Annotated in this window: 17 protein-coding genes; 7 read left to right on the forward strand and 10 right to left on the reverse strand. The window is 74.5% G+C overall.

What is annotated here, in order from left to right; translation table 11 throughout:
* Positions 1 to 49 precede the first annotated feature (49 nt).
* From ACFC09_RS37125 to ACFC09_RS37140, 4 genes are all read right to left on the reverse strand, one after another.
* On the reverse strand, positions 50 to 4,735 hold the full coding sequence (locus ACFC09_RS37125; RefSeq protein ID WP_376535892.1) for a hypothetical protein: 4,686 nt from the start codon (positions 4,733 to 4,735) through the stop codon (positions 50 to 52).
* A gap of 151 nt (positions 4,736 to 4,886) precedes the next feature.
* A complete protein-coding gene (locus tag ACFC09_RS37130; RefSeq protein ID WP_376535894.1) occupies positions 4,887 to 5,765 on the reverse strand; it encodes a hypothetical protein in 879 nt (292 codons plus the stop codon).
* Positions 5,766 to 5,817: 52 nt separating this feature from the next.
* Entirely contained in the window at positions 5,818 to 7,344 is a 1,527-nt protein-coding gene (locus ACFC09_RS37135; RefSeq protein WP_376535895.1) for a hypothetical protein, read from the reverse strand.
* 255 nt (positions 7,345 to 7,599) lie between these two features.
* Positions 7,600 to 8,307, reverse strand: coding sequence for a GntR family transcriptional regulator (locus ACFC09_RS37140; RefSeq protein ID WP_376535897.1), 708 nt, complete (start codon positions 8,305 to 8,307; stop codon positions 7,600 to 7,602).
* 359 nt (positions 8,308 to 8,666) lie between these two features.
* Between ACFC09_RS37140 and ACFC09_RS37145 the strand changes: the two genes are divergently transcribed.
* From ACFC09_RS37145 to ACFC09_RS37165, 5 genes are all read left to right on the forward strand, one after another.
* The gene (locus ACFC09_RS37145) at positions 8,667 to 9,986 is read left to right on the forward strand and encodes an MFS transporter (protein ID WP_376535900.1); all 1,320 of its coding nucleotides are present in this window, start codon (positions 8,667 to 8,669) and stop codon (positions 9,984 to 9,986) included.
* On the forward strand, positions 9,983 to 10,813 hold the full coding sequence (locus ACFC09_RS37150; RefSeq protein ID WP_376535902.1) for a putative hydro-lyase: 831 nt from the start codon (positions 9,983 to 9,985) through the stop codon (positions 10,811 to 10,813). Before ACFC09_RS37145 ends, ACFC09_RS37150 begins: the two co-directional genes overlap by 4 nt.
* 193 nt (positions 10,814 to 11,006) lie before the next feature.
* Complete coding sequence (locus ACFC09_RS37155; protein ID WP_376535904.1) at positions 11,007 to 11,789, forward strand: LamB/YcsF family protein; 783 nt, start codon at positions 11,007 to 11,009, stop codon at positions 11,787 to 11,789.
* Positions 11,786 to 12,403, forward strand: coding sequence for an allophanate hydrolase subunit 1 (locus tag ACFC09_RS37160; protein WP_376535906.1), 618 nt, complete (start codon positions 11,786 to 11,788; stop codon positions 12,401 to 12,403). Before ACFC09_RS37155 ends, ACFC09_RS37160 begins: the two co-directional genes overlap by 4 nt.
* Complete coding sequence (locus ACFC09_RS37165; protein ID WP_376535908.1) at positions 12,400 to 13,272, forward strand: biotin-dependent carboxyltransferase family protein; 873 nt, start codon at positions 12,400 to 12,402, stop codon at positions 13,270 to 13,272. The genes ACFC09_RS37160 and ACFC09_RS37165 overlap by 4 nt, the downstream gene beginning before the upstream one ends.
* A gap of 4 nt (positions 13,273 to 13,276) precedes the next feature.
* Here ACFC09_RS37165 and ACFC09_RS37170 read toward each other — a convergent pair whose 3' ends face one another.
* The 5 genes from ACFC09_RS37170 to ACFC09_RS37190 all read right to left on the reverse strand — a co-directional run bounded on the left by ACFC09_RS37170 (position 13,277) and on the right by ACFC09_RS37190 (position 18,845).
* A complete protein-coding gene (locus ACFC09_RS37170) occupies positions 13,277 to 14,125 on the reverse strand; it encodes an SGNH/GDSL hydrolase family protein (protein ID WP_376535910.1) in 849 nt (282 codons plus the stop codon).
* Positions 14,122 to 15,468, reverse strand: coding sequence for a glycosyltransferase (locus tag ACFC09_RS37175; protein WP_376535912.1), 1,347 nt, complete (start codon positions 15,466 to 15,468; stop codon positions 14,122 to 14,124). Before ACFC09_RS37175 ends, ACFC09_RS37170 begins: the two co-directional genes overlap by 4 nt.
* On the reverse strand, positions 15,465 to 16,592 hold the full coding sequence (locus tag ACFC09_RS37180; protein ID WP_376535914.1) for a glycosyltransferase family 4 protein: 1,128 nt from the start codon (positions 16,590 to 16,592) through the stop codon (positions 15,465 to 15,467). The genes ACFC09_RS37175 and ACFC09_RS37180 overlap by 4 nt, the downstream gene beginning before the upstream one ends.
* A 139-nt stretch (positions 16,593 to 16,731) precedes the next feature.
* Positions 16,732 to 18,150 carry a HEAT repeat domain-containing protein gene (locus ACFC09_RS37185; protein ID WP_376535916.1) on the reverse strand — a complete coding sequence of 473 codons (1,419 nt, stop codon included), beginning with the start codon at positions 18,148 to 18,150 and terminating at the stop codon, positions 16,732 to 16,734.
* A 302-nt stretch (positions 18,151 to 18,452) separates the two neighbouring features.
* Positions 18,453 to 18,845 (reverse strand): ankyrin repeat domain-containing protein, encoded by a 393-nt coding sequence (locus ACFC09_RS37190; protein WP_376535918.1) that lies wholly within the window; start codon positions 18,843 to 18,845, stop codon positions 18,453 to 18,455.
* Between the two features lie 334 nt (positions 18,846 to 19,179).
* Here ACFC09_RS37190 and ACFC09_RS37195 point away from each other — a divergent pair, with 334 nt between their 5' ends.
* Both ACFC09_RS37195 and ACFC09_RS37200 read left to right on the forward strand, forming a co-directional pair.
* Positions 19,180 to 19,374 carry a hypothetical protein gene (locus tag ACFC09_RS37195; protein WP_307619522.1) on the forward strand — a complete coding sequence of 65 codons (195 nt, stop codon included), beginning with the start codon at positions 19,180 to 19,182 and terminating at the stop codon, positions 19,372 to 19,374.
* A gap of 40 nt (positions 19,375 to 19,414) precedes the next feature.
* Positions 19,415 to 21,169, forward strand: a complete 1,755-nt coding sequence (locus tag ACFC09_RS37200; protein ID WP_376535920.1) for a hypothetical protein — start codon at positions 19,415 to 19,417, stop codon at positions 21,167 to 21,169.
* A gap of 355 nt (positions 21,170 to 21,524) precedes the next feature.
* Here the strand turns inward: ACFC09_RS37200 and ACFC09_RS37205 are convergent, their stop codons facing one another.
* Positions 21,525 to 23,033 carry a PLP-dependent aminotransferase family protein gene (locus ACFC09_RS37205; RefSeq protein WP_376535944.1) on the reverse strand — a complete coding sequence of 503 codons (1,509 nt, stop codon included), beginning with the start codon at positions 23,031 to 23,033 and terminating at the stop codon, positions 21,525 to 21,527.
* Positions 23,034 to 23,086: the final 53 nt, after the last annotated feature.

The following is a 23,086-nucleotide window of genomic DNA, read 5'->3' on the forward strand; positions in this document are numbered from 1 at the left end:
ACCGGTCCTGGTCCGCGTACGGTTGCGCTCGGCCGGCGAGCGCGACCGGTCAGGGAGCGCTGGGCGCCGGGCGCTTGAACATGCGTGTCGCCGTGATCTCGCTGTGTGCGGCTTCCTCGGCCCGGGTCGGCCGAGGCAGTCCGGGCCGGAGATGCTCCTCCACGCTGATGTACTTCAGCCCAGCCCTCAGGTCGGCATCGTTGCGCAACCGGATCACCAGGGGGAACTCCGCCAGCGCCGTCGTGTCGAACAAGCCGGTGGTGTAGAGCAACTGCACGCCGAGCGCGTCGGAGACGGCACGCTGCAGCTCCAGCAGATAGGTGGCGTTGGCACGACCGATGGGGTTGTCGAGGAACAGGGTGCCGGCGTGCCGGTGCTTGTCACGGCCCCGGTCGTTGGAGCGAAGGGCGGCCATCGTGCAGTACAGGGCGATCGCGGCGGTGAGCAGTTGGCCGCCGGAGAACACGTCGCCCATCTGCCCGACGGGGACCCGTTCGGCACGCAGGACGGCGTCCGGCTTGAGGATCTCCACGGCGACGCCCTTGGGCCGCAGGGCGGCGGCCACTCCGCGGAGCAGCAGGGACATGCCGTCGCGGCGCAGGTCGGAGTTCTTCTTCACGGCGGCACGAGTGGCCTCGTCGACCACCTCGCCGAGCCGCTCGGTCAGCATGGCCTGGTCGGGTTCCTCGAAGCGGATGCGCAGGAACTCCTGCCCGGACCACTCACCGAGTCCTTCGGGCAGCCGGGACAGCCGCTGGGCGGACCGCAGGGTGGCCAGTGCGGACTCGACCAGTCCGCGCAGCCGGTCGACGATCGAGTCGCGGTTGCGTTCCAGTTGGGCCAGCTCGTCGGTGAGGACGCGCAGGCGGGGAGCGAAGGCGTCCGCCCACTTCTGGGCGTGCTCGGGCAGCGTGGCGGCGGGCAGCTCACGGATCTGCTGCCGGGCGGGGGTGCGCACCTGTTCGTAGCGGGTGGAGTTGGCGTGCCGGACCAGTACGTCGCCGGCCTCGCGCACGGACGCCTCGGCGGCAGAGAGGTCGGCGGCGCAGCCGCGCAGCGAGCGACGGGCCTCCGCGGCGGAACGTCTGGCTTCCTCCAGGGAGCCGGGGTACGGCTCCGGTTCCTCCTGCTCCTCGTCGCCCGCATGCTCGCGCAGCAGGTCGCGGAGCATGGCCGCGACCTCGTCGAAGCCGCCGGCCGCGTCCTCGGCCGCTCGGTGGGCCGCGAGGAGTTCGCCGTGGGCCTCGCGGGCCTGGGCCAACGCCTGGGTGTGGGAGGCGAGTTCGGCCGCGGCGGTGCGCAGCAGTGCCTGAGCGTGCTCGGCGTCGCGCGGGAGCAGTCCCTCGGGCAGTTCGGTGTGTGCCTCGCCGTCCTCGGGGGCGTGCCGTTCGGCCTCGCCGCGCAGTCGTCCGAGTTGCTCGCTCGCGGTGGACATGCGGGTCTCCAGGAGCTGCACCAGCTCCTCCGCACGGGCGGCGGCGGCCTGTCGGGAGGGGCCGTCGGAGCCGTCGGGTGACCGCAGCAGTTGTTCGGCCCGGGTGCGGACCCTGTTGCTGAGCCGGTCGAGTTCGGCGCGGGCCGCGCTCTCGTCGCTCTCCGCTCGGGCCTGCTCGGCGCGCAGATCGGCGCCGACGCCCACCTTCTCGTACACCTGGGAGGCGGCTCGGTATGCCTCGCGGAGCGCGGGCAGGGATGCCTTCGGGGCATCGTCGGCGGCCTCGGGCAGGTCGTCGGGCGCACCCGCGATCTCGGCGCGTTCGCCGCGCAGCGCGCGGGCGGTGCGCCGGGCGTCGTCGGCGGCGCGCTGGGCGGCGCGGCGGTCCTCGTCGGCGGCGCGGGCGCGTTCCAGACAGACCTGGGCGCGGGCCTCCGACTCGGTGGCCTCGTCGGCGAGTTCGCGCAGCTTGGCCTGCCAGCCGGAGCGTTCGCGCAGCCGGAAGGCGAGCCCGGCGAGCGCGTCGGCGGCGCGCCGGGCCTTCTGCGCGACCTCCTGGCGTTCGTCCCTGGCCTGGGCGGCCTCGGCGGCGGCTTCCTCGGCCTCGGCGCGCGCGGTCCGGGCCTCGGCGAGTTCCGCCTCGGACTCCTCGGCGAACTCGCGCGCGTCCCGGGCGGTCCGCGCCAGCTCGACGAGCCGTCCCGCCGGGCAGCCGGTGCGCCAGGAAGCGAGCCGGGCGGCCAGTTCCCGGTCCTTGGCGAGCCGGGCGGCGAGCGCGCGGATCTCCTCGTCACGCTCAGTGGCTCGCGCGCGCAGTGCCTGTCGTTCCTCGTCGGCGGCGTGCTCGTCGTGCATGGCCGGGTTCGGCGGTACGAGGAACACGTCCGCGCCGCTCGCGTCGGCGGCCGAGGGCGGGGCGAGCAGGGCGGCCGCGGTGCCGACGGCCACGGCGGACCGTGGCAGCAGCGCCGCCTCGCCCAGGGCCTCGCGGGCACGCGCGTGGGTGTCCGGGTCGGTGATGATCACGCCGTCGACGAGTTCCGGGCGGGTGGCGAGCACCCGGGTGTGGTCGGCGGGGTCGACGGCCTGGGCGAGGTAGCGCCAGCCGGGGAGCGCGGGAATGCCGTGTTCGCCGAGGAACTCGACCGTGGCCAGCACGTCGGGGCCGGGCGGCAGCAGTCCGCCGTCGCCGAGCGCACCGAGGATCCGGGAGTCGTCGGCGGCCGCGGTGCGCAGTTCGAAGAGGTGCCGTTCGGCAGAGGAGACGGAGTCGTCGAGGAGGCCGTGCAGTTCGTCGGCGAACTGGTCCAGGTCCTCGGCGGTGAGCGGGGGTTCGTCGCCGGGGTGGGCACCGTCCGGGTCGGGAGTCCCGGCGGAGGCGCCGGCCGCGGGGTCCGGGGCTGCGGGGGCGCCGGAGCGCGGGGCGGGTACCCCGGCCCGCCTGCCGCCTGCGGTGCCCGGCAGGCTCAGCAGCTCGCCCAGCCGTTCCTCGGCCGCCAGTGCCTCGGCGATGCGGCGTTCGGCCTGGTGGGTGCGGTCGGCGGCGGTCGCCGCGTCCGCCGCGCGGGCCGCCGTCAGCTCGGCGCGGGACTCGGCGGACGCGGCTTCGCGCGCGTGCTCCGCCGCCTTGCGGGACGCGTCGCGGGCCGCGTCCCAGGCGGCGACGGCGGTCTTCTCGGCGTCGCTGGCGGCGAGGGCGGCACGGGCCGGGTCCGCGTCGGGCGCGCTGTCGTCGAGCCAGCCCGCGCGCACCGCCTCGGCTGTCTCCTGTTCGACCTCGGTCAGGCGCTGTCTGAGGTGCCCGATCTCGCTGCGGGCGCGCTGCGCCTCGGTGGCGGCGGCGGTCGAGTCCCGGTACGCCGACTCGCCGGCCTCCTGGAGGGCTGCCGAGCGTTCCTCCCCTTCGTTGGCGAGGGCCTCGGCGCTCTCGGCGGCCTCGTGCAGGGCCCGTACGAGGTCCACGGCGGCCTTGGCCCGGGCGGCGAGGGCCGGGGCGGCGTCCCGTTCCGCCTCCTGGATGGCGGCGGCCACGCGCGCGACGCGGTCGGCGGCGGCGCGGTGGCGCAGCACGGCTTCGGCGGCCTGCCAAGCGGAGTGCAGGGTGCGCGCGTCGGCCAGCTCGCGTTTCTGCGCGGTGGCCGTCTTCTCACCGGCCGCGAGGGCCAGCGAGGCGTGCCGGTAGGCGAGTTCGGCGGCGATCAGCGCGCTGTGCTCACGCGCGTCCGCGGACCGGGTGACGGTGTGCGCGGCGACCGTGACCTGCTGGGCGAGGTCGGTGGCCCGCGCCCGTTCGCGTGCGCCCCGCACGGACAGCCGCCGGGCCAGGGTGCGGGTGCGGCGTTCGGCGCCGGCGTGGATGTCACGCGCGCGTGCGCGGGCGTCGGCGGCCTCCACGATCCGTCCGAGCAGGTCGACCGATCCGGCGGTGAAGTCCCGTTCGGCGATCAGCTCGGCCCGCCGGCCGAGTTTGTTGCCGAACCCGCCGACCAGGTCGGCGAGACCGTCGGTGTCCCGGGTGTCGGTGACCGCGCGCAGCAGCAGGTCGGTGAAGTCGGAGTCCTTCTTGACCGCGAACAGGCCGGCCGCCTCGCCCTCGTCGGCGTTCATCTCGCGCTGGTAGCGGAAGAGTTCGGGGTCGAGGCCGAGGTCGCCCAGGTGCTCGGTCCAGCGCTCGTGGATCTCCTCCCAGTGCACCTCCAGATGCGGGTACACCTTGCCCGCCTCGGTCATGGCGTCCCGGAACCCCTTCATGGTGCGTCGGCGTCCGCGGGCGCCCGACTGGCCCTCGACGATGGGGCGTACGGCCGTGGACTCGGCCACGGGGAGGTTGTCGAGGCTGAGTCCGGGGCCCGGCCGGAAGGAGTACCACGCCTCGGCGAACTTGCGCGGGTCGTTGGAGACCTGCCGTCCGCGCCACTCGCTGACCTTGCCGACGACCACGCATTCGCCGGTCTGCACGTGCTGCCACTCCAGCGCCACATGGCCGCAGTCGTCGGCGAGCAGGAACTTGCGCAGGACACCGGAGCTGGCGCCGCCGAGGGTGTTGCGGTGGCCCGGCAGCATCACCGAGAAGATCAGTTTGAGCAGCACCGACTTGCCGCCGCCGTTCTCCAGGAAGAGCACGCCCGCGGGTGCGGGGCGGCGCGGCGGGCCGACGGGCTCCTCCTCGAAGAACTCCGCCTGTGTGGGAGCGGGATCGGGCACCGGCTCACCCACGTCCCGCAGGTCGAGCACGGTGTCGGCATAGCGCGCACCGGCGGGACCGATGGAGTAGAGGCGGACCCGGGACAGCTCGTACATGGCGGACTCTCGTGGCTTGGCTTCGACGGGGCGAGTGACGGGGCGAGTTCGGACGGACAGGTCTTCGGACCGGCAGGTCTTCGGGGGCAGGTCTTGCGGAGGGGCGGTTGTCGGTGGGGCAGAGCTTCGTGGCGGCGGACGGTTCGGGGTGTCAGGAGTGGAACGGCAGCCCGGCGTCAGCCACCAGCTCCAGATCGTCGGGGTCCTCGGCGGGCAGCAGGCTGGCCGTGCCGTCGGTGACCGGGACGACGCCGAGTTCGAGCAGTTCCGCCATGGCGGCGCCGCCGGCCATGTCGCGGACCTGGAGTTGGTAACGCGCGGTGGTGCGGTAGGTGCCGCCGTTGTCGTCGCCCGTTCTCTGCAGGAACCCGGAGTCGGTGAGGAAGGCGACCGCCTTGCCGACGATACCTGTGGTGGAACCGGCCAGCCGACGGGCGTCCTTGGTGGCGCCGGTGGCGCTGCGCCGCACCCAGATCCGCCAGGCGGCCTCCAGGCCGGGCGCGTCGGTGGCCGGGTCGGTGTTCTCACCCTGCTGTGCGGCCCGTTCTTCGAGGCGCCGGCATGCCTGCCGTACGAACGCGTCCACGCCGTGGACGGAGATCCGGCCGATGTAGCCGTCGTCGGCCAGGTCTTCCGGGCGGGGGAAGGCCAGGGCGGCGACGGCGAGATGGGCGAGACCGTGCAGGAACCGGTCCCCCGAGTCGGCGGCGGTGCGGCGGGCGTAGTCGCCCATGCGTACGGCGAAGACGGAGTCCTCGGCGGCGGTCACCGCCATGCCCGCGCGCGGGGACACCTCCAGCACGACCAGGCCGAGACCGGCGGCCACGGCGTCCGCGAGCCGTGCGAACGCCGGGTCCTCGCGGTGGCGGCGCAGCAGTTCCGCGTACTCCTGGTCGCGCGCGGGCTGCAGCTTGGGTTGCAGCCCGAAGGCGACGAGCCGTGCCGCGTCGGCGGCGTCGGCCGGCGTGACGGCGGCGCTCGCGGGTGCGGCGGAGGGCTCGGGCTCGCTCCGGTCGGCATGCTCGGTCACGGTCGTGGCTCCTTGGTGCGCGGGCCTGTGTGGGTGGGACGGCCGGGTCGGGTCACGCCGCCTCCGTCCGGTCGGCCGCCATGCCCGCGGCGTCCAGCAGAGCCGTGCCGACGATCAGGTCGGCTCCGCCGAACTCCGGGTCGTCCAACTCCGTCCCGTCGTCCACTGCGAACAGCAGCTTCCCCTCGCCCTGGCGGTAGGCGGTGCCGACCGGCGGGCTGGCCGCGTGCACGGCCAGCAGTGCCACCAGGTACGGCAGTTCGGGGTCCCGCCGGCGTGCTTCGGCCAGCAGCCCGGACAGCCGGCGCGGCGCGTCCGCCGGCAGGTCCAGCAGTTCAGTGGCCGAGGCCAGCTGCTCGTCGCTGAACCGGCTGTCGTCCGGTGTGGCGATCAGGTCGGGTTCGGGCATCTCGGCGCCGAGGTGTTCCCGCTCCACCGGTGGGGTCAGCAGCAGGCCGACCAGGTCGCCGACGCGCACCGACACCGGGGTGCGCGGTCCGGTGCCGCGCGCGAAGAAGGCGTCGGTGACGCGGACCGCCCGCTCCACGGGGAGCGGAAGGACGGGGGCGACGAGGTGCCCGTACAGGTCCAGGCCCGATGTGGTCATGGGGGTCGCGAACGCCTGCCGGTCCTGTTCGGCGCGGAACAGCGGTCCCGCCTCCAGCAGCCGGGACTGGAGCTGCGTGTGACGCCGGATGCAGTCCTTGACGATGTCGACCAGTTCGGCGGCGCGGCGCTTGTGCTCGGGGTCCTCGGACTCGTCGCGTGCCTTGCGGATGTTGGTGAGGATCGCGTTCTCGTGGCGGTACCGGTCGGCGACGTGGTCCAGGGCCTCGGCGATCATGTCGGGCACGGCGCTCAGCCAGTCCACCGCGCGGACGTTGCGCCGGGTGGCCTCCAGCGCCCTGCGCAGGCTCTCCGAGTACTGCACGGTGCGGTAGCGGGCCTGCTCCGCGGCGAGTTGGGCGTCGGCGAGGCGGCCGCGGTTGATCAGCACCTCCAGCTTGACCTCGGCGGCGATCTGGGCGCTGGTGACGTCGGTGTCGAGGGCGCCGACCAGGACGTTGACGGCCTCGTCCGTGGTGCGGAGGTAGACGGTGCCGCCGGGTCCCGGGACCTCCTCGATGAGCTTGAAGTCGTAGTCACGGCGGACGTAGGTGCCATCGGACGCGAACGTGCCGTACACGGCGCGGAAGCCGCGGTCGACGCTGCCGACGTTGATCAGGTTCTCCAGGACCCAGCGGGCCACGCGCTCGTGCTCGGCCACGGGGCGGCGCGGGGCCTGGGCGGAGATGCGCGGGAGGAGCCGGGCGACTATCTGCTCGTGGTCGGCGCCGGTGTCGAAGTCCATGTTGAGCGTGACCAGGTCGATGGCTGCGAGGGCCACCTCCGCCATGCCGTACACCGAGTACTCGCCCGCGAGGTTGGCCTTGCGCGCGTCGAGGTCGTGCAGCGGCGCGGTGCAGGCGAGCGCGCGCAGCCGCCGCGCCAGTCCCTCGTCGGCGGCCGGGCCCGGTGCCGGGCGCGGCCCCACGCTGAACTGGGGCGGAACGCTGTCCGTCGATGCAGGCGAAGTCACGGTGCACAGACTAGGTCCTCCGTCTGACAACGACCCAAACGACGCAGAAGCGGCGGCCGTCACCGCACCGCGAGACGCCCTCGGCGAGTGCCGACGCCCGCGCCACCCGCTCAACCGGTGGCCGCGCCCCCGCTCAGCCGGTGGCCGCGCCACCCGCTCAGCCGGTGCTGTGGCCCGCGCCACGCCCTCAGCGGGCGCTACGGCCCGCTCCGCCCGTCAGCCGGCGCCGGCCCGTCCGTCCGCCCGCCCGCCCGCTCAGTCGACGTCGTGGCCGCTCTGGCCGACCCGCCGACGGTAGACGTCCACGACCCGCTCCAACGAGTCCGCCAGATAGGTTCCGAGCAGCCGCTCGGCCTCGCCCCGGTCGCCCTTCTGGAGGACCTCCAGGATCTGGCGGTTGCGAGCGAGGTAGGGCTCGTGCAGCCGACGCGGATCGTCGACGACGTGGAAGGCGAGGCGCAGTTCGGCGAAGACGCTGCGCATCAGCTCGTCGGTGCGTTCGCTGCCGGCCAGCGCGACCAGTTCCCGGTGGAAGTGGATATTGGCCGTACCCACGCCTTTCCAGTCGTCCTCGGCGGCAGCCGCCTGTCCCTCCGTCACCGCGGACGCCAGTCCGTCCAGGGCGTACGGCGGTTCGCCCAGGCCGCGGACGACGGCGCACTCGACGAGGGCGCGGGTGCGGTAGATGTCCTCGACGTCCTCCACGGCCAGCACCCGCACGAAGACGCCGCGGTTGAGCTCGTGGACGAGCAGGCGTTCGTGGGTGAGCAGGCGGAACGCCTCGCGCAGGGTGTTGCGGGAGACGCCGAGCGCGCCGCCGATGCTGTCCTCGGACAGCCGGGTGCCGGGCGGGAAATAGCCCTCGGCGATACGGCTTCTGAGAATGTCCGAAACCCGCTCGGCGGTGCTGGTGCGCCCCAGGAGCGCGCGGTCGCCGGCCAGTCCCGTCAGCTGCTCTGCCATGCCCGGAATTCAATCGCAGATACGAGGACGAAACAACGTAGGTATTGAAGGATCGTTGAACGATCCTCTACGGTGCTTCGCACAGCACGGTTCCGCACCACACGGTCAGGCACAGCACGGCACGGTCAGGCACGGCACCACACGGTCAGGCACAGCACGGCACGGTCAGGCACAGCACGGTCCCTGCACCACCCGCCCAGGGCTCCACCCGGCTCCCGCACCACCCGGTTACGGCTCCACCCGGCTCCGGTGTCACCCAGTACGGCTCCACCCGGTTCCGGTGCCACACGTCGACGGCTCGGCACGACTCCCGTTCAGCTCAGTCCCCGCACCCTCCGTCCCTCATCTGCGAGGTGCTCATGAGCTCGACCCCTCCACCGCAGACACTGCCCTCCGGCCAACGCTCCGGCGCGCGTGAACGCGTCGGTGACGACGGCCCGTTGGGCTGGCTGCACGCTCTCGGCCCGCGTGGTCGGCGCGCGTTCGCCGGTGCTTTCGGTGGATACGCCCTGGATTCCTACGACTACTTCACGCTGCCGCTGAGCATGGTCGCGCTGGCGGCGTACTTCGGCCTGGACAGCGGCCAGACCGGCCTGGTCACCACCGTCACACTGGTGGTCTCGGCGGTCGGCGGCGCCGCGGCCGGGGTGCTGGCGGACCGGGTGGGCCGGGTCCGGGCCCTGCTGATCACGGTGATCACCTACGCCGTCTTCACCGTGGCCTGCGGCTTCGCGCCGAACTACGAAACGCTGCTGGTGTTCCGCGCCCTCCAGGGCCTCGGCTTCGGCGGCGAGTGGGCGGTCGGCGCGACCCTGGTCGCCGAGTACGCGAGCGCGAAGCACCGGGGCCGCACGCTCGGCGCGGTCCAGAGTTCCTGGGCGATCGGCTGGGCGCTGGCCGCGATCGTCTACACGCTGGTCTTCTCGTTCCTCGGCGACGACCTGGCCTGGCGGGTGATGTTCTGGACCGGCGCGCTGCCCGCGCTGCTCGTGCTGTGGGTGCGCCGCCGGGTGCACGACGCCCCGGAGGCGGCGGCGGTCCGCGAACGGAACCCGCAGCGCGGCTCGTTCGCGGCCATCTTCCGGCCGGGCACGGCCGGGGCGCCGGGTCTGCTGCGTACGACGGTCTTCGCTAGCCTGCTGTCCACCGGCGTCCAGGGCGGCTACTACACGCTGGCCACCTGGGTGCCGACCTACCTCAAGTCGGACCGCGGCCTGTCGGTCGTCGGCACCGGCGGCTACCTGACCTTCCTGATCTCCGGCGCCTTCCTCGGCTATCTGACCGGCGGTCACCTCACCGACCGGCTGGGTCGGCGCCGCAACATCTGGCTCTTCGCCCTGCTGTCCGCGGTCTGCATCCTGGCGTACGCGAACATCCCGGCCGGCGCCGACACCCTGCTCCTGGTGCTGGGCTTCCCGCTCGGCTTCTGCATGTCGGCGATCTTCAGCGGTTTCGGGTCCTACCTCAGCGAGCTGTATCCGACCGTGGTGCGCGGCACGGGGCAGGGCTTCACCTACAACACCGGGCGCGCGGTGGGCGCCGTCTTCCCGACCCTCGTGGGTTTCCTGGCCGACAGCTGGGGAGTGGGCGGCGCGCTCGTCTTCGGAGCGCTCGGATACGGCATCGCGGCGCTGGCGCTCCTCGGACTGCCGGAGACCCGCGGGAAGGAGTTGGTATGAGCGGCACACCCCGATGCGAGGACCGCCCCCTGGTCCTCGTCGACCCGCACGCGCACGCGTGGCACCCGGCGAGCGCGCGGGCCCGCTTCCGTGCGGGCCTGTCCGGTCCCACGGCCGGCGTCGCGGCGGGTCACACCCAGGCCAACCTGATCTCGGTGCCCGCCGACTGGGCCTACGACATGCTGCTGTTCTGCCAGCGCAACCCCAAGCCCTGCCCGGTGCTCGACGTCACCGACGCCGGATCCTGGCGCACGGTGCTGGCGGACGGTGCCGATCTGCGCACCGACCTGCCGCGCTACCGGGTCTGGCGGGACGGCGAGTTGGTGGACGAACCGACGGACGTACGCGCCCACTGGCGGGACGACCTGGTGTCGTTCCTGATCGGGTGCAGCTTCACCTTCGAGTGGGCGCTGGCCGAGGCCGGTGTCCCCATCCGCCACATCGAGCAGGGCCGCAACGTGCCGATGTACGTGACCACCCGGCAGTGCCGGCCGGGCGGTCGGGTGCGCGGTCCGATGGTGGTGTCCATGCGCCCGGTGCCGCCGCGGCACCTGGCCAGCGCGATCCGGGAGAGCAGTCTGCTCCCGGCGGTGCACGGCAGTCCCGTGCACTGCGGCGACCCGGCCGCGCTCGGCGTCGAGGACCTGGACCGGCCCGACTTCGGGGACCCGGTGGACCGCGCGCCGGACGACATCCCGGTGTTCTGGGCCTGCGGGGTGACCCCGCAGGCCGCGGTGATGGCCTCCAGGCCGCCGTTCGCCATCACGCACGCACCGGGCCAGATGTTCCTCACCGACGCCCGTGACGAGCAGTACCGCGTGGCCTGACACGAGCAGTACACCCGCGGCCCGGGACCAGCAGCACCGCACGGCACCGCCCGGCACCGGCAACACACCGCGGCCCGGTGCGAGCACCACCCCGCGTCCCGACGCGGACAGCACCCCGCGTCCCGGCACGAGCAGCACCACACCGCCCGGCACGAGCAGCACCCCACGTCCTGAAGGGAGCTTCGAAAGACCCATGACCTCCATCGATACCTCCATCGATACCTCCATCGATCTGAACGCCGACCTCGGTGAGGGCTTCGGCCGCTGGCGGCTGACCGACGACGAGCGGCTGCTCGCCGTGGTCACCAGCGCCAACGTCGCCTGCGGATTCCACGCCGGGGACGCGGCCACCATGCGACGGGTGTGCGAACTGGCGGCCGGGCGCGGGGTGACGATCGGCGCCCAGGTCTCCTACCGGGACCTGGCGGGGTTCGGGCGCCGCGCGATGGACGTGCCGCCCGCCGAACTGGCCGCCGAGGTGGCGTACCAGATAGGCGCCCTGGAGGTCTTCGCGCGGGCGGCGGGCGCGCGCGTGGGATACGTCAAGCCGCACGGGGCGCTCTACAACCGTGTGGTGCACGACGAGGAGCAGGCCGCGGCGGTCGTCGACGGCGTCCTGCTCACCGGTGCCGCGCTCCCCGTGCTGGGACTGCCGGGCTCCCGGCTGCTGGCACGCGCGGACGCGTGCGGGCTGCCGACCGTCACGGAGGCGTTCGCGGACCGCGCGTACACCGACGCGGGCACGCTCGTGCCGCGCGGACAGGACGGCGCCGTGCTCACCGACCCGGAGGCGGTGGTGGCCCGCTCGCTCGACCTGGCCCGCGACGGCGCCGTGCGGGCGCTCTCCGGCGCGCGCATCGCGGTGCGCGCCCGCTCGCTGTGCCTGCACGGGGACACCCCGGGAGCGGTGGAGCTGGCCCGCCGGGTGCGCGAGCACCTGACGGCGTCCGGGGTCCGGGTGGTGGCCTTCGCATGAGAACGCTGCCGGTCGGCGACCGCGCCCTGCTCGTCGAGGTCGCCTCGGCCGAGGAGGCGCAGGCGCTGCACGCGGATCTGCTGCGCCGCCGCGCCGAGGGCTCGCTGAGGGCCGAGGAGATCGTCCCGGCGGCCCGTACGGTGCTCCTGGACGGTCTGGCCGACCCGGCGGCCCTGGCCCGGGAGCTGACCGCGTCCGAGGTGCCTGCCGCCCCCGCACGCGCGCGTACGGTCGTCTCGCTCCCGGTCCGCTACGACGGCCCGGACCTCGGCGAGGTCGCCGCCCACTGGGGAGTTCCCGAGGACGAGGTGGCCCGGATCCACGCGGGCACCGAATTCACCGTCGCCTTCTGCGGGTTCGCCCCCGGCTTCGGCTACCTCACCGGTCTGCCCGCCCGCTACGGCACACCGCGCCGGGGCACGCCGCGCACCGCGGTCCCGGCCGGGGCGGTCGCGCTGGCCGGCCCGTACACCGGCGTCTACCCGCGGTCGTCACCGGGCGGCTGGCAGTTGATCGGCCGCACGGACACGCTCCTGTGGGACCACGCGCGCGTGCCGGCCGCCCTGCTGACTCCGGGCGCCCGGGTCCGCTTCGTACCGGTGGCGACCGCATGACCGACCGTGCGCTCGTGGTGGTCCGGGCGGGCGCCCTGACCACCGTGCAGGACCGGGGGCGGCCCGGCCACGCCCACCTCGGCGTAGCCCGTTCTGGGGCGCTGGACGGGCCCGCGGCGGCACTCGTCAACCGGCTGGTCGGCAATCCGCCCGGCGCCGCGGTTCTGGAGACGACACTCGACGGCTGTGCCCTGCGGGCGCGTTCGAGCGTCGTCGTCGCGGTCGGGGGCGCGCCGAGCCCGGTCCGGGTCGGCGGGCGCCCGGCCGCCTGGGGCACCGCGCTGCGGGTGCCGGCCGGGCACCTGCTGGAGGTGGGGGCCGCGACGCTGGGGGTACGCGCCTATGTGGCCGTGTCCGGCGGCATCGCCGTCGAGCCGGTGCTCGGCAGCCGGTCCACCGACCTGCTGTCCGGACTGGGTCCGGCGCCGCTCGCGGACGGTGTGGTGCTGCCCGTGGGCGACCCGCCGCCCGGTCCGCACGCGCGCGTGGACGTCGCCCCGCAGCCGGGACCGCCGGCCGAACTCGTGCTGCGCGTGACGCCGGGGCCGCGCGAGGACTGGTTCGCGCCGGGGGCCGTGCGCGACTTCACCTCGCGCGCGTACCGGGTGTCGGCGGCGGGCAACCGGATCGGGCTGCGCATGGAGGGACCGGCCCTGGCACGGGTCCGGACCGGCGAACTTCCCAGCGAGGGCATGGTCCTGGGTGCGGTCCAGGTGCCGCCGGACGGACGTCCGGTGGTCTTCCTCGCGGACCACCCGACCACCGGGGGCTACCCGGTGATCGCGGTGGTGCGCGCCGCCGACCTCCCGGCCGCCGCGCAGGCGGTGCCCGGCACCCCGGTCCGTTTCGTCGCCGTACGGCGCCGCTGAACGGTCATGCCGCGTCCGTCCGCTCCGCCACCGACAGGGCGGCGAGGGCCGCGGAGACGGCGGCCGCGGCCCGCAGGTCGAGGCGGGCACTGGTGCCCCGCGCGCGGTGCCGCATCTCGTCGGCGGCCAGCCTGAGCAACTGCGGCAGCAGGTCGGTGCAGCGCCGCGCCACCCAGGCGGTGCCGGCGGTCGCCAGCCACCACAAGCTCGCCGACTTGGTCGGCACGGGGAACTCCGGCTCGGGCGAGGGCGCGGTGCCCGTCGCGGTGCCCGCCGCCACGAGCAGGGCGTGGAACCGCAGTGCGAGCTGCCGATGGCCCCGCTCGCCCGGGTGCAGCCGGTCCGAACTCCACATGGCCCGGTCGGTGAGCCACGCGCCTTCCGCCGCGTGCAGGTGGACGGCGCCGTACCGCTCGGACAGCGCGTGGACCACCGTGTTGACGGCGCGCTGGCGCCGGGCCAGCGGGCGGGCCAGGGCGCCCGGCAGCCCCAGCATCGCGCCGGGGTCGGGCAGGCACGCGGTGAGCAGGACGGTGTGCTGCCGGGTGAACGCCGCGTAGACCTCGTCGAGCCGGGCCGCCACCGCGTGGATGTCGAAGGTGCAGCGCAGGGTGTCGTTGACGCCTATCACGACGGAGGCGACGTCCGGGCGCAGGCCGAGGGCGTCCGGGGTCTGGCGCTCCAGCACGTCGCGCGTCTGTGCCCCGCTGACCGCGAGGTTGGTGAACTCCACCGTTCCCTCGGCCATGCCGCCGGCCAGCAGCGCGGCCCAGCCGCGCCAGCCGGCGCCGACGGGATCGCCCACGCCCTCGGTCAGCGAGTCCCCGAGCGCCACGAAACGGACGGGTCTCATGCCACGCCCTCCGGCATGACACGACGGGACACCCCGGACCCGCCCGGCGCACCGGACGCCTCGGGTGCGTCGGACCGCGACCGCGCCGCCGCCTCGCCCCCGTCGGACCGGGCCGACGCCGATGCCTCGCCCGCTCCCGCCCGGCTCGGCACCGCTGCGTCCTCGGTGCGGTCCGACGGATCCGTCGGACCGTCGTCACCGGCGCGGCGGGCCGTCACCGGCGCGTCGTGCGCGGCGAGGAACGCCTCCACCGCGGCGCCCCATCCGAAGCACTCGGCACGCGCGCGTGCGGAGTCCCGCCGCTCGGCCACGGGGCGTTCCAGAAGCGTCTCCACGGCGTCGGCGAACGCCTCTCCGTGGTCGGCCGCCGTGGCCCCGGCGGACCCGATGACCTCCGGCAGCGCGGACGACGCGCTCGCCACCACGGGCGTCCCGCACGCCATGGCCTCCAGCGCGGCGAGCCCGAACGTCTCGGCCGGTCCGGGAGCCAGGGCCACGTCGGCGGAAGCCTGCAACGCGCCGAGCGCGGTCCGGTCGGAGACGTGCCCGAGGAAGGTCACGGGCAGTCCGCGTTCCCGGGCCCGCTGCTCCAGCCGTGCCCGCAGCGGTCCGTCCCCGGCCACCACGAGCACCGCCCGCCGCCCGCGCCGCAGCAGCGCCTCCAGCGCGTCCAGTGCCGTGCCCGGCCGCTTCTCCACGGACAGCCGGGAGCACATGACCAGCAGTGTCTCGTCCACGCGCGCGTGCACGGCCCGCGCCCCGGGGTTCCGCAGCGCGGGGTGCCGGTCGGTCAGGTCGACGCCCAGCGGGGCCCGTACGACGTTGCGCGCACCGATCCGGACGAACTCGCGCTCGGCGAACTCGGTGGTGCACACGATGCGCGCGTAGGTGTGCGCCGTACGGACGTTGAGGGCGTCGGCGGCCCGCCGGGAGGCGTTCTCCGACAGGCCCCAGGTGCGCAGCACTCCGTCGGCGGTCTCGTGCGAGACCATGACGGCGGGGACCCGGGCGCGCCGGGCCCAGCGGCCGGTCCAGCGCAGCGTCGTACGGTCCGACACCTCCAGCCGGTCCGGCGCCAACTCCTCCAGGAGGGCGGCGACGCGCCGCTTGTCGAGCAGGACGCGGTAGCCGCCGGTGCCCGGCAGCAGCGGGCCGGGCAGCGTGATGACCCGGCCCTGCTCGGTGTCCTGGTCCGTGTGGCGCTCGCCGGGCACGATCAGCACCGGCTCGTGGCCCGCCACCCGGAAGCCCTTGCCCAGCTCGCGCAGCGCGGTGCGCAGACCGCCGGAGGCGGGGGCGACGAAGTTGGCGAGCCTGACGATGCGCAGGGAGTCGGTGGTCATGCCGGCACCGCCGTCTTCCGTGCCGCGAGCACATTCTCGTAGTGCGTGACCAGCCGGTCGCCGATCGCGGACCAGGTGCGGCCTTCGACGGTGGCGCGCCCGGCGGTGCCGTACTCGGCGCGCAGCGCCGGGTCCGCGGCCAGGGCCCGTACGGCGTCCCGGACCGTGTCCGCGTCGCGCGGCGGGACCAGCAGGCCGGTGTGCCCGTGGGCGACGAGGTCGAGCGGGCCGCCGACGGCGGGCGCGACCACCGGCACGCCGCTGGCCATGGCCTCCTGGACGGTCTGGCAGAACGTCTCGAAGGGGCCGGTGTGCACGAAGACGTCGAGCGAGGCGAAGAACCGGGCGAGGTCTTCCCCGGTGCGCCGGCCCAGGAAGACCGCGCCCGGCAGGGCCTCGGCGAGCTGGGGCTGGCTGGGCCCGTCGCCCACCACCACGACCCGGACGCCGTCCAGGGCGCAGGCACCGGCCAGCAGTTCGACGTGCTTCTCGGGGGCGAGCCGGCCGACGTAGCCGACGATGACCTCGCCGTTCGGTGCGAGTTCCCGGCGCAGCGCCGTGTCGCGGTGGTCGGGGCGGAAGCGGACGGTGTCGACGCCGCGCGGCCACAGCTTCACCCGGGGCACCCCGTGTGTCTCCAGGTCGGTCAGGGCGGCGCTGGACGGGGCGAGGGTGAGGTCGGCGGCGGAGTGCACGGAGCGGATGCGCCGCCAGGCGGCGGCCTCGCCCGCGCCCATGTAGGTGCGGGCGTAGCCGGCCAGGTCGGTCTGGTAGACGGCCACGGTGGGGATGCCGAGCCGGGCCGCGGCGGCCATGCCGCGGACGCCGAGGACGAAGGGGCTGGCCAGGTGCACGATGTCGGGGCGGTGCTCGACGAGCGCCGCGGCGAGGCGTCGGCTGGGGAGGGCGACGCGGACCTGGGGGTAGCCCGGGAGCGGTAGGGAGGGGACGTGGACGACAGGGCACGGCGCGGAGGCGTCGGGCCTGTTTCCGGGAGCGGGGGCCGGAGCGACGACGAGGGGAGCGTGACCGCGATCGACGAGGTGCCGGGCGGTCTGGAGCGCGCAGTGGGCCACGCCGTTCACGTCGGGGGGAAATGATTCGGTCACGATGACGACACGCATACCCGTGTTCTCGCCGTGCTGGACGTGGCCGCGTCAACGTGGATCTTTCCGAACGAGGAACGTCCTATGAGCGTTGCACTGCACACCCGGGCAGGTCAGCCGCTGTCCATGCGCTCCTGTCCCCCGGGTCACCCGCTGTTCACGCGAACCGTCCGTCCGGGGCGATGCGGCTGCGGACGGCCGTCTGGACCTCCGCCTCCTCGGCCGGGTCGGCGGCGAGCCGGCGCAGGCGCTCGACGACCCGGGCGTCACCGGTCTCGGCGTGCCGGGCGGCGACCTCGCGCGTGGTCTCCTCGCAGTCCCAGAGGCATTCGACGGCGAATCCGGTGGGGAAGGAGGGGTCGGTGGCGGCCAGGGCGCGGGCGGCGCGGCCGCGGAGGTGGGAGGAGGCCGTCTCGCGGTAGACATGGCGCAGCACGGGCGCCGCGCAGGCGATGCCGAGGCGTCCGGCGCCGTCGACGAGGGTCCACAGGGTGGGTGCGTCGGGTCCCTCGCCCCGGACGGCCTCCCGGAGCGCCGCGAGCACCAGTCCGCTGTCCCGGGCCGCGCCGCGGCAGGCGAGCATGCGTCCGGCGGCGGCGCCGAGCACGTCGGGCCTGCGGGCCCAGCCGCGCGCGCGGTCGACGGCGGCGATGCTGCGCATCCGTTCGAAGGCGTCGACCGCGGCCTGGGCGACGGGCGTCGGACCGTAGGTCGCGGCGGCTTCGATCAGGGCGAGGGCGTCGGGGTCGTCGGCGTCGGCGAGGTACCGCAGGGCGGTGCACCGGGCTCCCTCGGTGCCGTCCTGGGCGGCGCGGACGATCTCCGGCCGGTCCTCGGGGCCGGCCACGGCGACCAGGCAGCGGGCGGCGGGAACGTGCAGGGCGGTGCCGCGTTCCACGCCCTGCTGGGCCCAGTCGAGGACGGCGTGCACGCTCCAGTCCGGGCGTGGTCCGCTCGGCCGCAGCTGGCGCTGCCACCGGTCGAAGCAGCCGGTCTCCTGGGCGGCACGCACGCGCGTGGCGATGGATTCGCGCGGATCATCGGCCCACAGCCGCCACGGCCGGGGCTCGAAGGCGTCACGGACGGCGGCGGCCAGCTCGGCCTCGCCCTCGGCGTCGGTGCCGAAGCGGGCGAGGACGGGCACGGCGAGGGCGCGCAGGGCCGCGTCGTCGTCCCGCAGGGCGAGTTCGTCCAGCGCCCAGGCCCAGTTGGCGCCGTGCGCGGCGTACCTGCGCAGCAGGTGCAGCGCGTCCTGCCTGCCGTACGAGGCGAGGTGCCCGAGGACGGCCAGAGCGAGGCCGGTGCGCGACTCGTCGGTTTCGCGGATGTCCTCGGGGTCGAAGAGATGCGCCTCGACCTCGTCGAGACCGCCGTTCAGGTCGAGGTAGAGGCGGGCGTAGTACAGGGAGCGGTTCTCGACCTGCCAGTCGTGCCGGGGGTCGTGCAGCACGCAGTGGTTCAGCGCCGCGAGCGCTTCGGCGCGGGGCGCGGTGAGCGCGTGCAGCGTGCCGTCGCCGCGGCCCCGCTGAAGCAGGCCGAGCAGCGTTCCGCTGGGCGCTATGACCGGATCGAACATGGGAAACAGCCTCACATCAAGCGTCGACGCAACCGGGAAACACGCACTACCTGGCCGCGTGACACAACGTCGGGGCGCCCGCCGTCTCTTGCTTGCTGTAGACCATCTTCCTCTGCCTCTCGTCGGTGGCCCATGCGGACCGCAGCACGGTCCGCGCGGTGCGGCAACACCTGCCCAGCCATCGCGTCCGTGAACCACGTCGTCATGATGACTCGCGGGTTTCTCCTGCCGCGACCGTATTTCCGGCGGCCTGTCACCGCCTCCCCCATTTTTCCCTGTTCTGCCTGGTCAGAATGGTCTGGTCAGTGGGCCCCGAACATGTCCAGGAGTTCCGTCCGGCCGAACATCCGGGCGGTGTCGACGGCCGACGGAGTGCCCGCGGCGGGGTCGGCACCGCCGTCGAGAAGGGCCCTGATGACGTCCATCTCGTCCTTGAAGACGGCGCCGGCGAGCGGGGTCTGCCCCCGGTCGTTGGCCCGGTCCGCCTCCGCGCCGCGGGCGAGCAGGGCACGCACCGCGTCGGCGTGGCCGTGGTATGCGGCGAGCATCACGAGCGAGTCGCCGCGGTCGTTGGTGAGGTTGGCCGGAACACCCGCGTCGACGTACGCCACGAGTGCCTCGGTCCGCCCCTGCCGGGCCAGATCGAAGATCTTGGTCGCCAGCTCCACGACATCGGGGTCGGGGGCTTCACTCATCGGCCGGACCACCTCTCCTTCAGGGCTTTTGCGGAACTGACAGAGCCTACGGCAGCGGGCGGGGCCCGGCCGTACGGGTGAATCGCCAGCGTACTGGCCGCCGGGGGGCACATGACCGGATGCGCCCGAGGTAAAGATCATCGCGAGTCCCCACCGGCTGCACGAGCCACGCCCGTCGGTCCGGCGAGTCCTGCTCGACCGGGCCAAGGCGGCTCGGCCACCTGGGGGAAATCAGCCAGATTTCACCCAATTGCACCTTTTGTCGTATAGATACACCCTGTGATGCTGGAAGTACTCATGGTGACTGTCCCCCCTCGACACCAGGAGACCTCAAATGATTCTCTCCATGTCAGGCGTCGTCCTGCTCGGCATCATCGTCTTCCTCTTCTTCCGCAAGGACGGACTCAAGGCGTCACACGCCGTGGTCGCGTCCCTGTTCGGCTTCTACCTCGCCAGTACGGCCATCGCCCCGAGCATCAAAGCGGGCGGCGAGAGCCTGGCGAGCCTCCTCGGCGGCATCAAGTTCTGACGCCGTTCCTCCCGCCCGCACCCACCGTCAGGAGACAGCAGTGGCCCGGCGCCCTCTCCCCCGCATTCTGAGCTACGGCAGCGCGCAGATCGCCAGGAGCCGGGAGCTGGCCAGGACGGCGGCCGACAGCGCCACCGACGTCCTGCACCCGCTGATCACCGTCTCCCGCGGACTGAACCGTCTGGCCGCGGCCGGACGGCACAAGTGGGCCGACACGCCCAAGGACAAGCGCGGGCCACTGCTGTTCCTGGTGGCCTCGGTCGTCCTGGTCGTGGCGCTCGCTCCGTACGGACCGCTGCTCGCCGCCATCACGCTGATGGCGGCGGCAGCCTGGCACGGCAGGGACCGCGCCCCGGCCGCGCCCGAGGGCCCTGACGAGTCCCAGACGCAGCGCCTGCAGTCGCTGTACGAGGCCCTGGTGCCGTATTTCTCGTCCCCCGACGACCCCGCCCCGGTCTTCATCCACGGCGGGGCCTGGGAGAACGCCTTCACCGACCACGACTTCGACGACGCGGGGCGCGTGGGGCACCTGGTGATCCGCTACCCGGCGTACTTCCCGGACGCCGAGCCCGAGGCCCGGGCCCGGATCGAGTACCTGCTCGCCGCCAAGGCCGGGCGGGGCCGCGAGTACCGCTTCGGGTGGGACGAGGAGGCCAACCAGCTCACGGTCAGCGTCCTCGCCCCCCTGCCCACCGACATCGCGGCCCAGCGTTTCGTCACCGCGCCGGGCGAGACGGTGCTCGGCTTCACCGACCCGTCCGAGGTCCAGCGCACGCTGCCGCTCGGCTTCGGCGACGAACAGCGTGACGTCCCGCCGGTCGTGTGGCGCACCGGGATCCGCTCGACCGAACCGCACCTGCTGGTCATGGGCCAGCCCGGCAGCGGCACCTCGACGCTGCTGCGCTCCGTCGCCCTCCAGGCGCTCCGGTACGGCGACGTGCTGGTCGTCGAGGGCGGCAGCACCGGCGAGTACGCCTGTCTGACCGGCCGGGACGGGGTGCTGGGCGTCGAATGCGGACTCACCGGGGCACTGGCCAGCCTGGAGTGGGCCGCGCACGAGACGGAACGGCGGCTGATCGCGGCCAACCGGGCCCGGCAGGCCGGGCATCCGCCACCGGACGACACCAAACGCCCCCTGTGGATCCTGCTGGACCGTCCGGGCTCCCTCACCCATCTGGCCGCGGCGGAAGGCCGCCCGGATCCCCAGTCCCTGCTCCAGGTCCCGCTGCGGCACGGACGCGCGGCCCATGTGACCGTGGTCGTCGCCGAGGGCTTCGACTACGCGGACGCGCTCGACGACGGCGTACGGCAGCACACACGCGCGCGCGTCGCGCTGGGACCCGCGGCCCCGGAGCACCTGGCCGCGGTCCTCGGCGCGCTGCCGCACACGACCGCGCCGGTCCACGTGCCGCCGGGCCGCGGCTACGCCCGGCTGGGCGACGGCCCCGTCCACCGGCTCCAGGTCCCCGCCACCCCGGACCCGTACGACGACGCCACGAGCGACGCCGACCGGCAGGCGGTGCTGTCCCTGCTGCCGCCGCGGACCGCTCCCGCGGACGAGGATCCGGCCCGGACGGAGGCGCTCCCGGTGCCGGTGGAGACAATCCCGCTGAAGAAGCTCCGGGCCGATTCCGGGCCGACGGAGAAAGCGCCGGCGGACACGGTGACGGTGACGGCCGACACCGTGACGGCGGACACGGCGCCGGTGGACACGGCGCCCGTGCAGACGTCGGCGAAGACGTCCCCGGCCAGGGCCGTCGCGGCGGACGCCGTGGCGGCGGAGAGCCCCACCTGATCCACCCGCCTCTGCTCCGACGTCCTCCGACCGGCTCCTGCGACCGGGGCTCCCCGGTACGGCGGAGCGGGGGCAACGCGCCGGCCGTGCAAGGGCAGTGGGGGTCGGGCCGGCGGACGCCACCGCCGCCCGCGGCCGGGAGCACTCCGGGCCACGGGCGGCGGCAGGAAGGTGAACCCACCACGCGGCGCCACCGCGGCCGAAAACCGGCCGTCCAGCCCACCGCCCCCTCAGTGGCGCGGGGAACCGCGCGACCGGCCACCCCCGGCCCGCGGCCGAAGAACACCCCGCCACCGCCGATGGCGGAGCACGTGCCCGGAGGACGGCGGCGCCGAGGACGACCCGCCGCCCGGCGCTACGCGACGAAGGTGCGCGGTGCCTCCGTCCCCGTGCTCGCCCCCGACTCCACCAGGCGGGCCGCCGCCGCCAGCCGGACCGCCGCCTCCTCGGCCAGCGCACCGCCCACGGTGAACGGCAGCCGTACATAGCCTTCGAAGGCACCGTCGACGCCGAAGCGGGGGCCGGAGGGCACCCGCACCCCGACCCGCTCCCCGATCTCCGCCAGCCGCGAACCCGACAGGCCGCCCGCCCGCACCCACAGGGTGAGCCCGCCCCGGGGCACCTCGAACTCCCAGTCCGGCAGTTGTCGCCGTACCGCCGCCACCATGGCGCTCCGGTTCTCCCGGGCCTCGCTGCGGCGCAGTGCGGCGGCCTGCTCCCAGCCCCCGGTGCCGAACAGCCAGTTCACCGCCAACTGCTCCAGCACGGGGGTGCCCAGGTCTGCGTAGGCGCGTGCGGCGACCAGGCTGCGGATGACGTCGGGGGCGGCGCGCACCCAGCCGATGCGCATCCCCGCCCAGAACGCCTTGCTGGCCGAGCCGACCGTGATCACCGTCGAGCCGGCCGGGTCGAACCCGCACACCGGCCGCGGCAGCGACGCGCGGTCGAGGTCCTCGTCCAGCCACAGCTCGCTCATCGTCTCGTCGACGACGAGCACCGTGCCCGCCGAGCGGGCCAGGTCCACCATCCGGCGCCGCTGGTCCTCGTCGGCGAGCGCACCGGTCGGGTTGTGGAAGTCGGCGACGACGTACGCCATCCGTGGGGCCGCCTCGCGCAGCACCTGCCGCCAGCGGTCCAGGTCCCAGCCCGCGAGCCCGTCGGCCATGGCGACGGGGACCAGCCGGGCGCCCGTCTCCCGCATCAACTGGAGGATGTTGGCGTAGGACGGCGACTCCACCGCGATCCGCTCGCCGCGCCCCGCGAAGAGGTGGCAGATCGCGTCGATCGCGCCCATCGCGCCGGTGGTGACCATGATCTGCTCCGGCATGGTCGGGATCCCGCGCGCGGTGTAGCGCTCGGCGATCATCGCGCGCAGCGGCGGGATTCCGGCCGGATAGTCGCCGTGGGTGCGCGCGTACGGGGGCAGTTCCTCCAGGGCGCCCTGGACGGCCCGGGTGAGCCACGGCTCGGGTGCGGGCAGGGCCGCGCAGCCGAGGTCGATCATCGAGCCCAGCGACTCGGGCGGCAGCGGTTCGAGGCCCCGCGCGGGCAGCGGGTTCCCGGCCGGTACGGCGGTCCAACTGCCCGCGCCGCGCCGGGACTCCAGGAAGCCCTCGGTGCGCAGTGCCTCGTAGGCGGCGGCGACCGTGGTGCGGCTCACGGACAGCGCCAGGGCCAGTTCTCGTTCGGCGGGCAGCCGGGCGGCCACCGGCACCCTGCCCTCCAGCACCAGCAGCCGGACGCCGTCGGCCAGCGCGCGGTAGGCGGGCGGACGGCGGGTGCCGGGGCCGGCCGGGCGGTCCTGCTGGGAAGTGAGCAGCCGCGCGAGCTGCGCGGCACCCACCGCTGAGGTCCACTGCGCCACTGACATCAGTCCACCTGCCTCGGATTGGCCCTGGATGAGGTTCCCTACCCAGC

The organism is Streptomyces sp. NPDC056161, from assembly GCF_042268025.1.
Taxonomy (GTDB): Bacteria; Actinomycetota; Actinomycetes; order Streptomycetales; family Streptomycetaceae; genus Streptomyces.

Bases quoted from the DNA above. Each gene is read 5' to 3' on its own strand.
- ACFC09_RS37145 (WP_376535900.1), top strand. From the start codon at position 8,667: ATGAGCTCGACCCCTCCACCGCAGACACTGCCCTCCGGCCAACGCTCC.
- ACFC09_RS37185 (WP_376535916.1), bottom strand. From the start codon at position 18,150: ATGTTCGATCCGGTCATAGCGCCCAGCGGAACGCTGCTCGGCCTGCTT.
- ACFC09_RS37140 (WP_376535897.1), bottom strand. From the start codon at position 8,307: ATGGCAGAGCAGCTGACGGGACTGGCCGGCGACCGCGCGCTCCTGGGG.
- ACFC09_RS37170 (WP_376535910.1), bottom strand. From the start codon at position 14,125: ATGAGACCCGTCCGTTTCGTGGCGCTCGGGGACTCGCTGACCGAGGGC.
- ACFC09_RS37160 (WP_376535906.1), top strand. From the start codon at position 11,786: ATGAGAACGCTGCCGGTCGGCGACCGCGCCCTGCTCGTCGAGGTCGCC.
- ACFC09_RS37180 (WP_376535914.1), bottom strand. From the start codon at position 16,592: ATGCGTGTCGTCATCGTGACCGAATCATTTCCCCCCGACGTGAACGGC.
- ACFC09_RS37175 (WP_376535912.1), bottom strand. From the start codon at position 15,468: ATGACCACCGACTCCCTGCGCATCGTCAGGCTCGCCAACTTCGTCGCC.
- ACFC09_RS37155 (WP_376535904.1), top strand. From the start codon at position 11,007: ATGACCTCCATCGATACCTCCATCGATACCTCCATCGATCTGAACGCC.
- ACFC09_RS37195 (WP_307619522.1), top strand. From the start codon at position 19,180: ATGATTCTCTCCATGTCAGGCGTCGTCCTGCTCGGCATCATCGTCTTC.
- ACFC09_RS37190 (WP_376535918.1), bottom strand. From the start codon at position 18,845: ATGAGTGAAGCCCCCGACCCCGATGTCGTGGAGCTGGCGACCAAGATC.
- ACFC09_RS37165 (WP_376535908.1), top strand. From the start codon at position 12,400: ATGACCGACCGTGCGCTCGTGGTGGTCCGGGCGGGCGCCCTGACCACC.
- ACFC09_RS37150 (WP_376535902.1), top strand. From the start codon at position 9,983: ATGAGCGGCACACCCCGATGCGAGGACCGCCCCCTGGTCCTCGTCGAC.
- ACFC09_RS37125 (WP_376535892.1), bottom strand. From the start codon at position 4,735: ATGTACGAGCTGTCCCGGGTCCGCCTCTACTCCATCGGTCCCGCCGGT.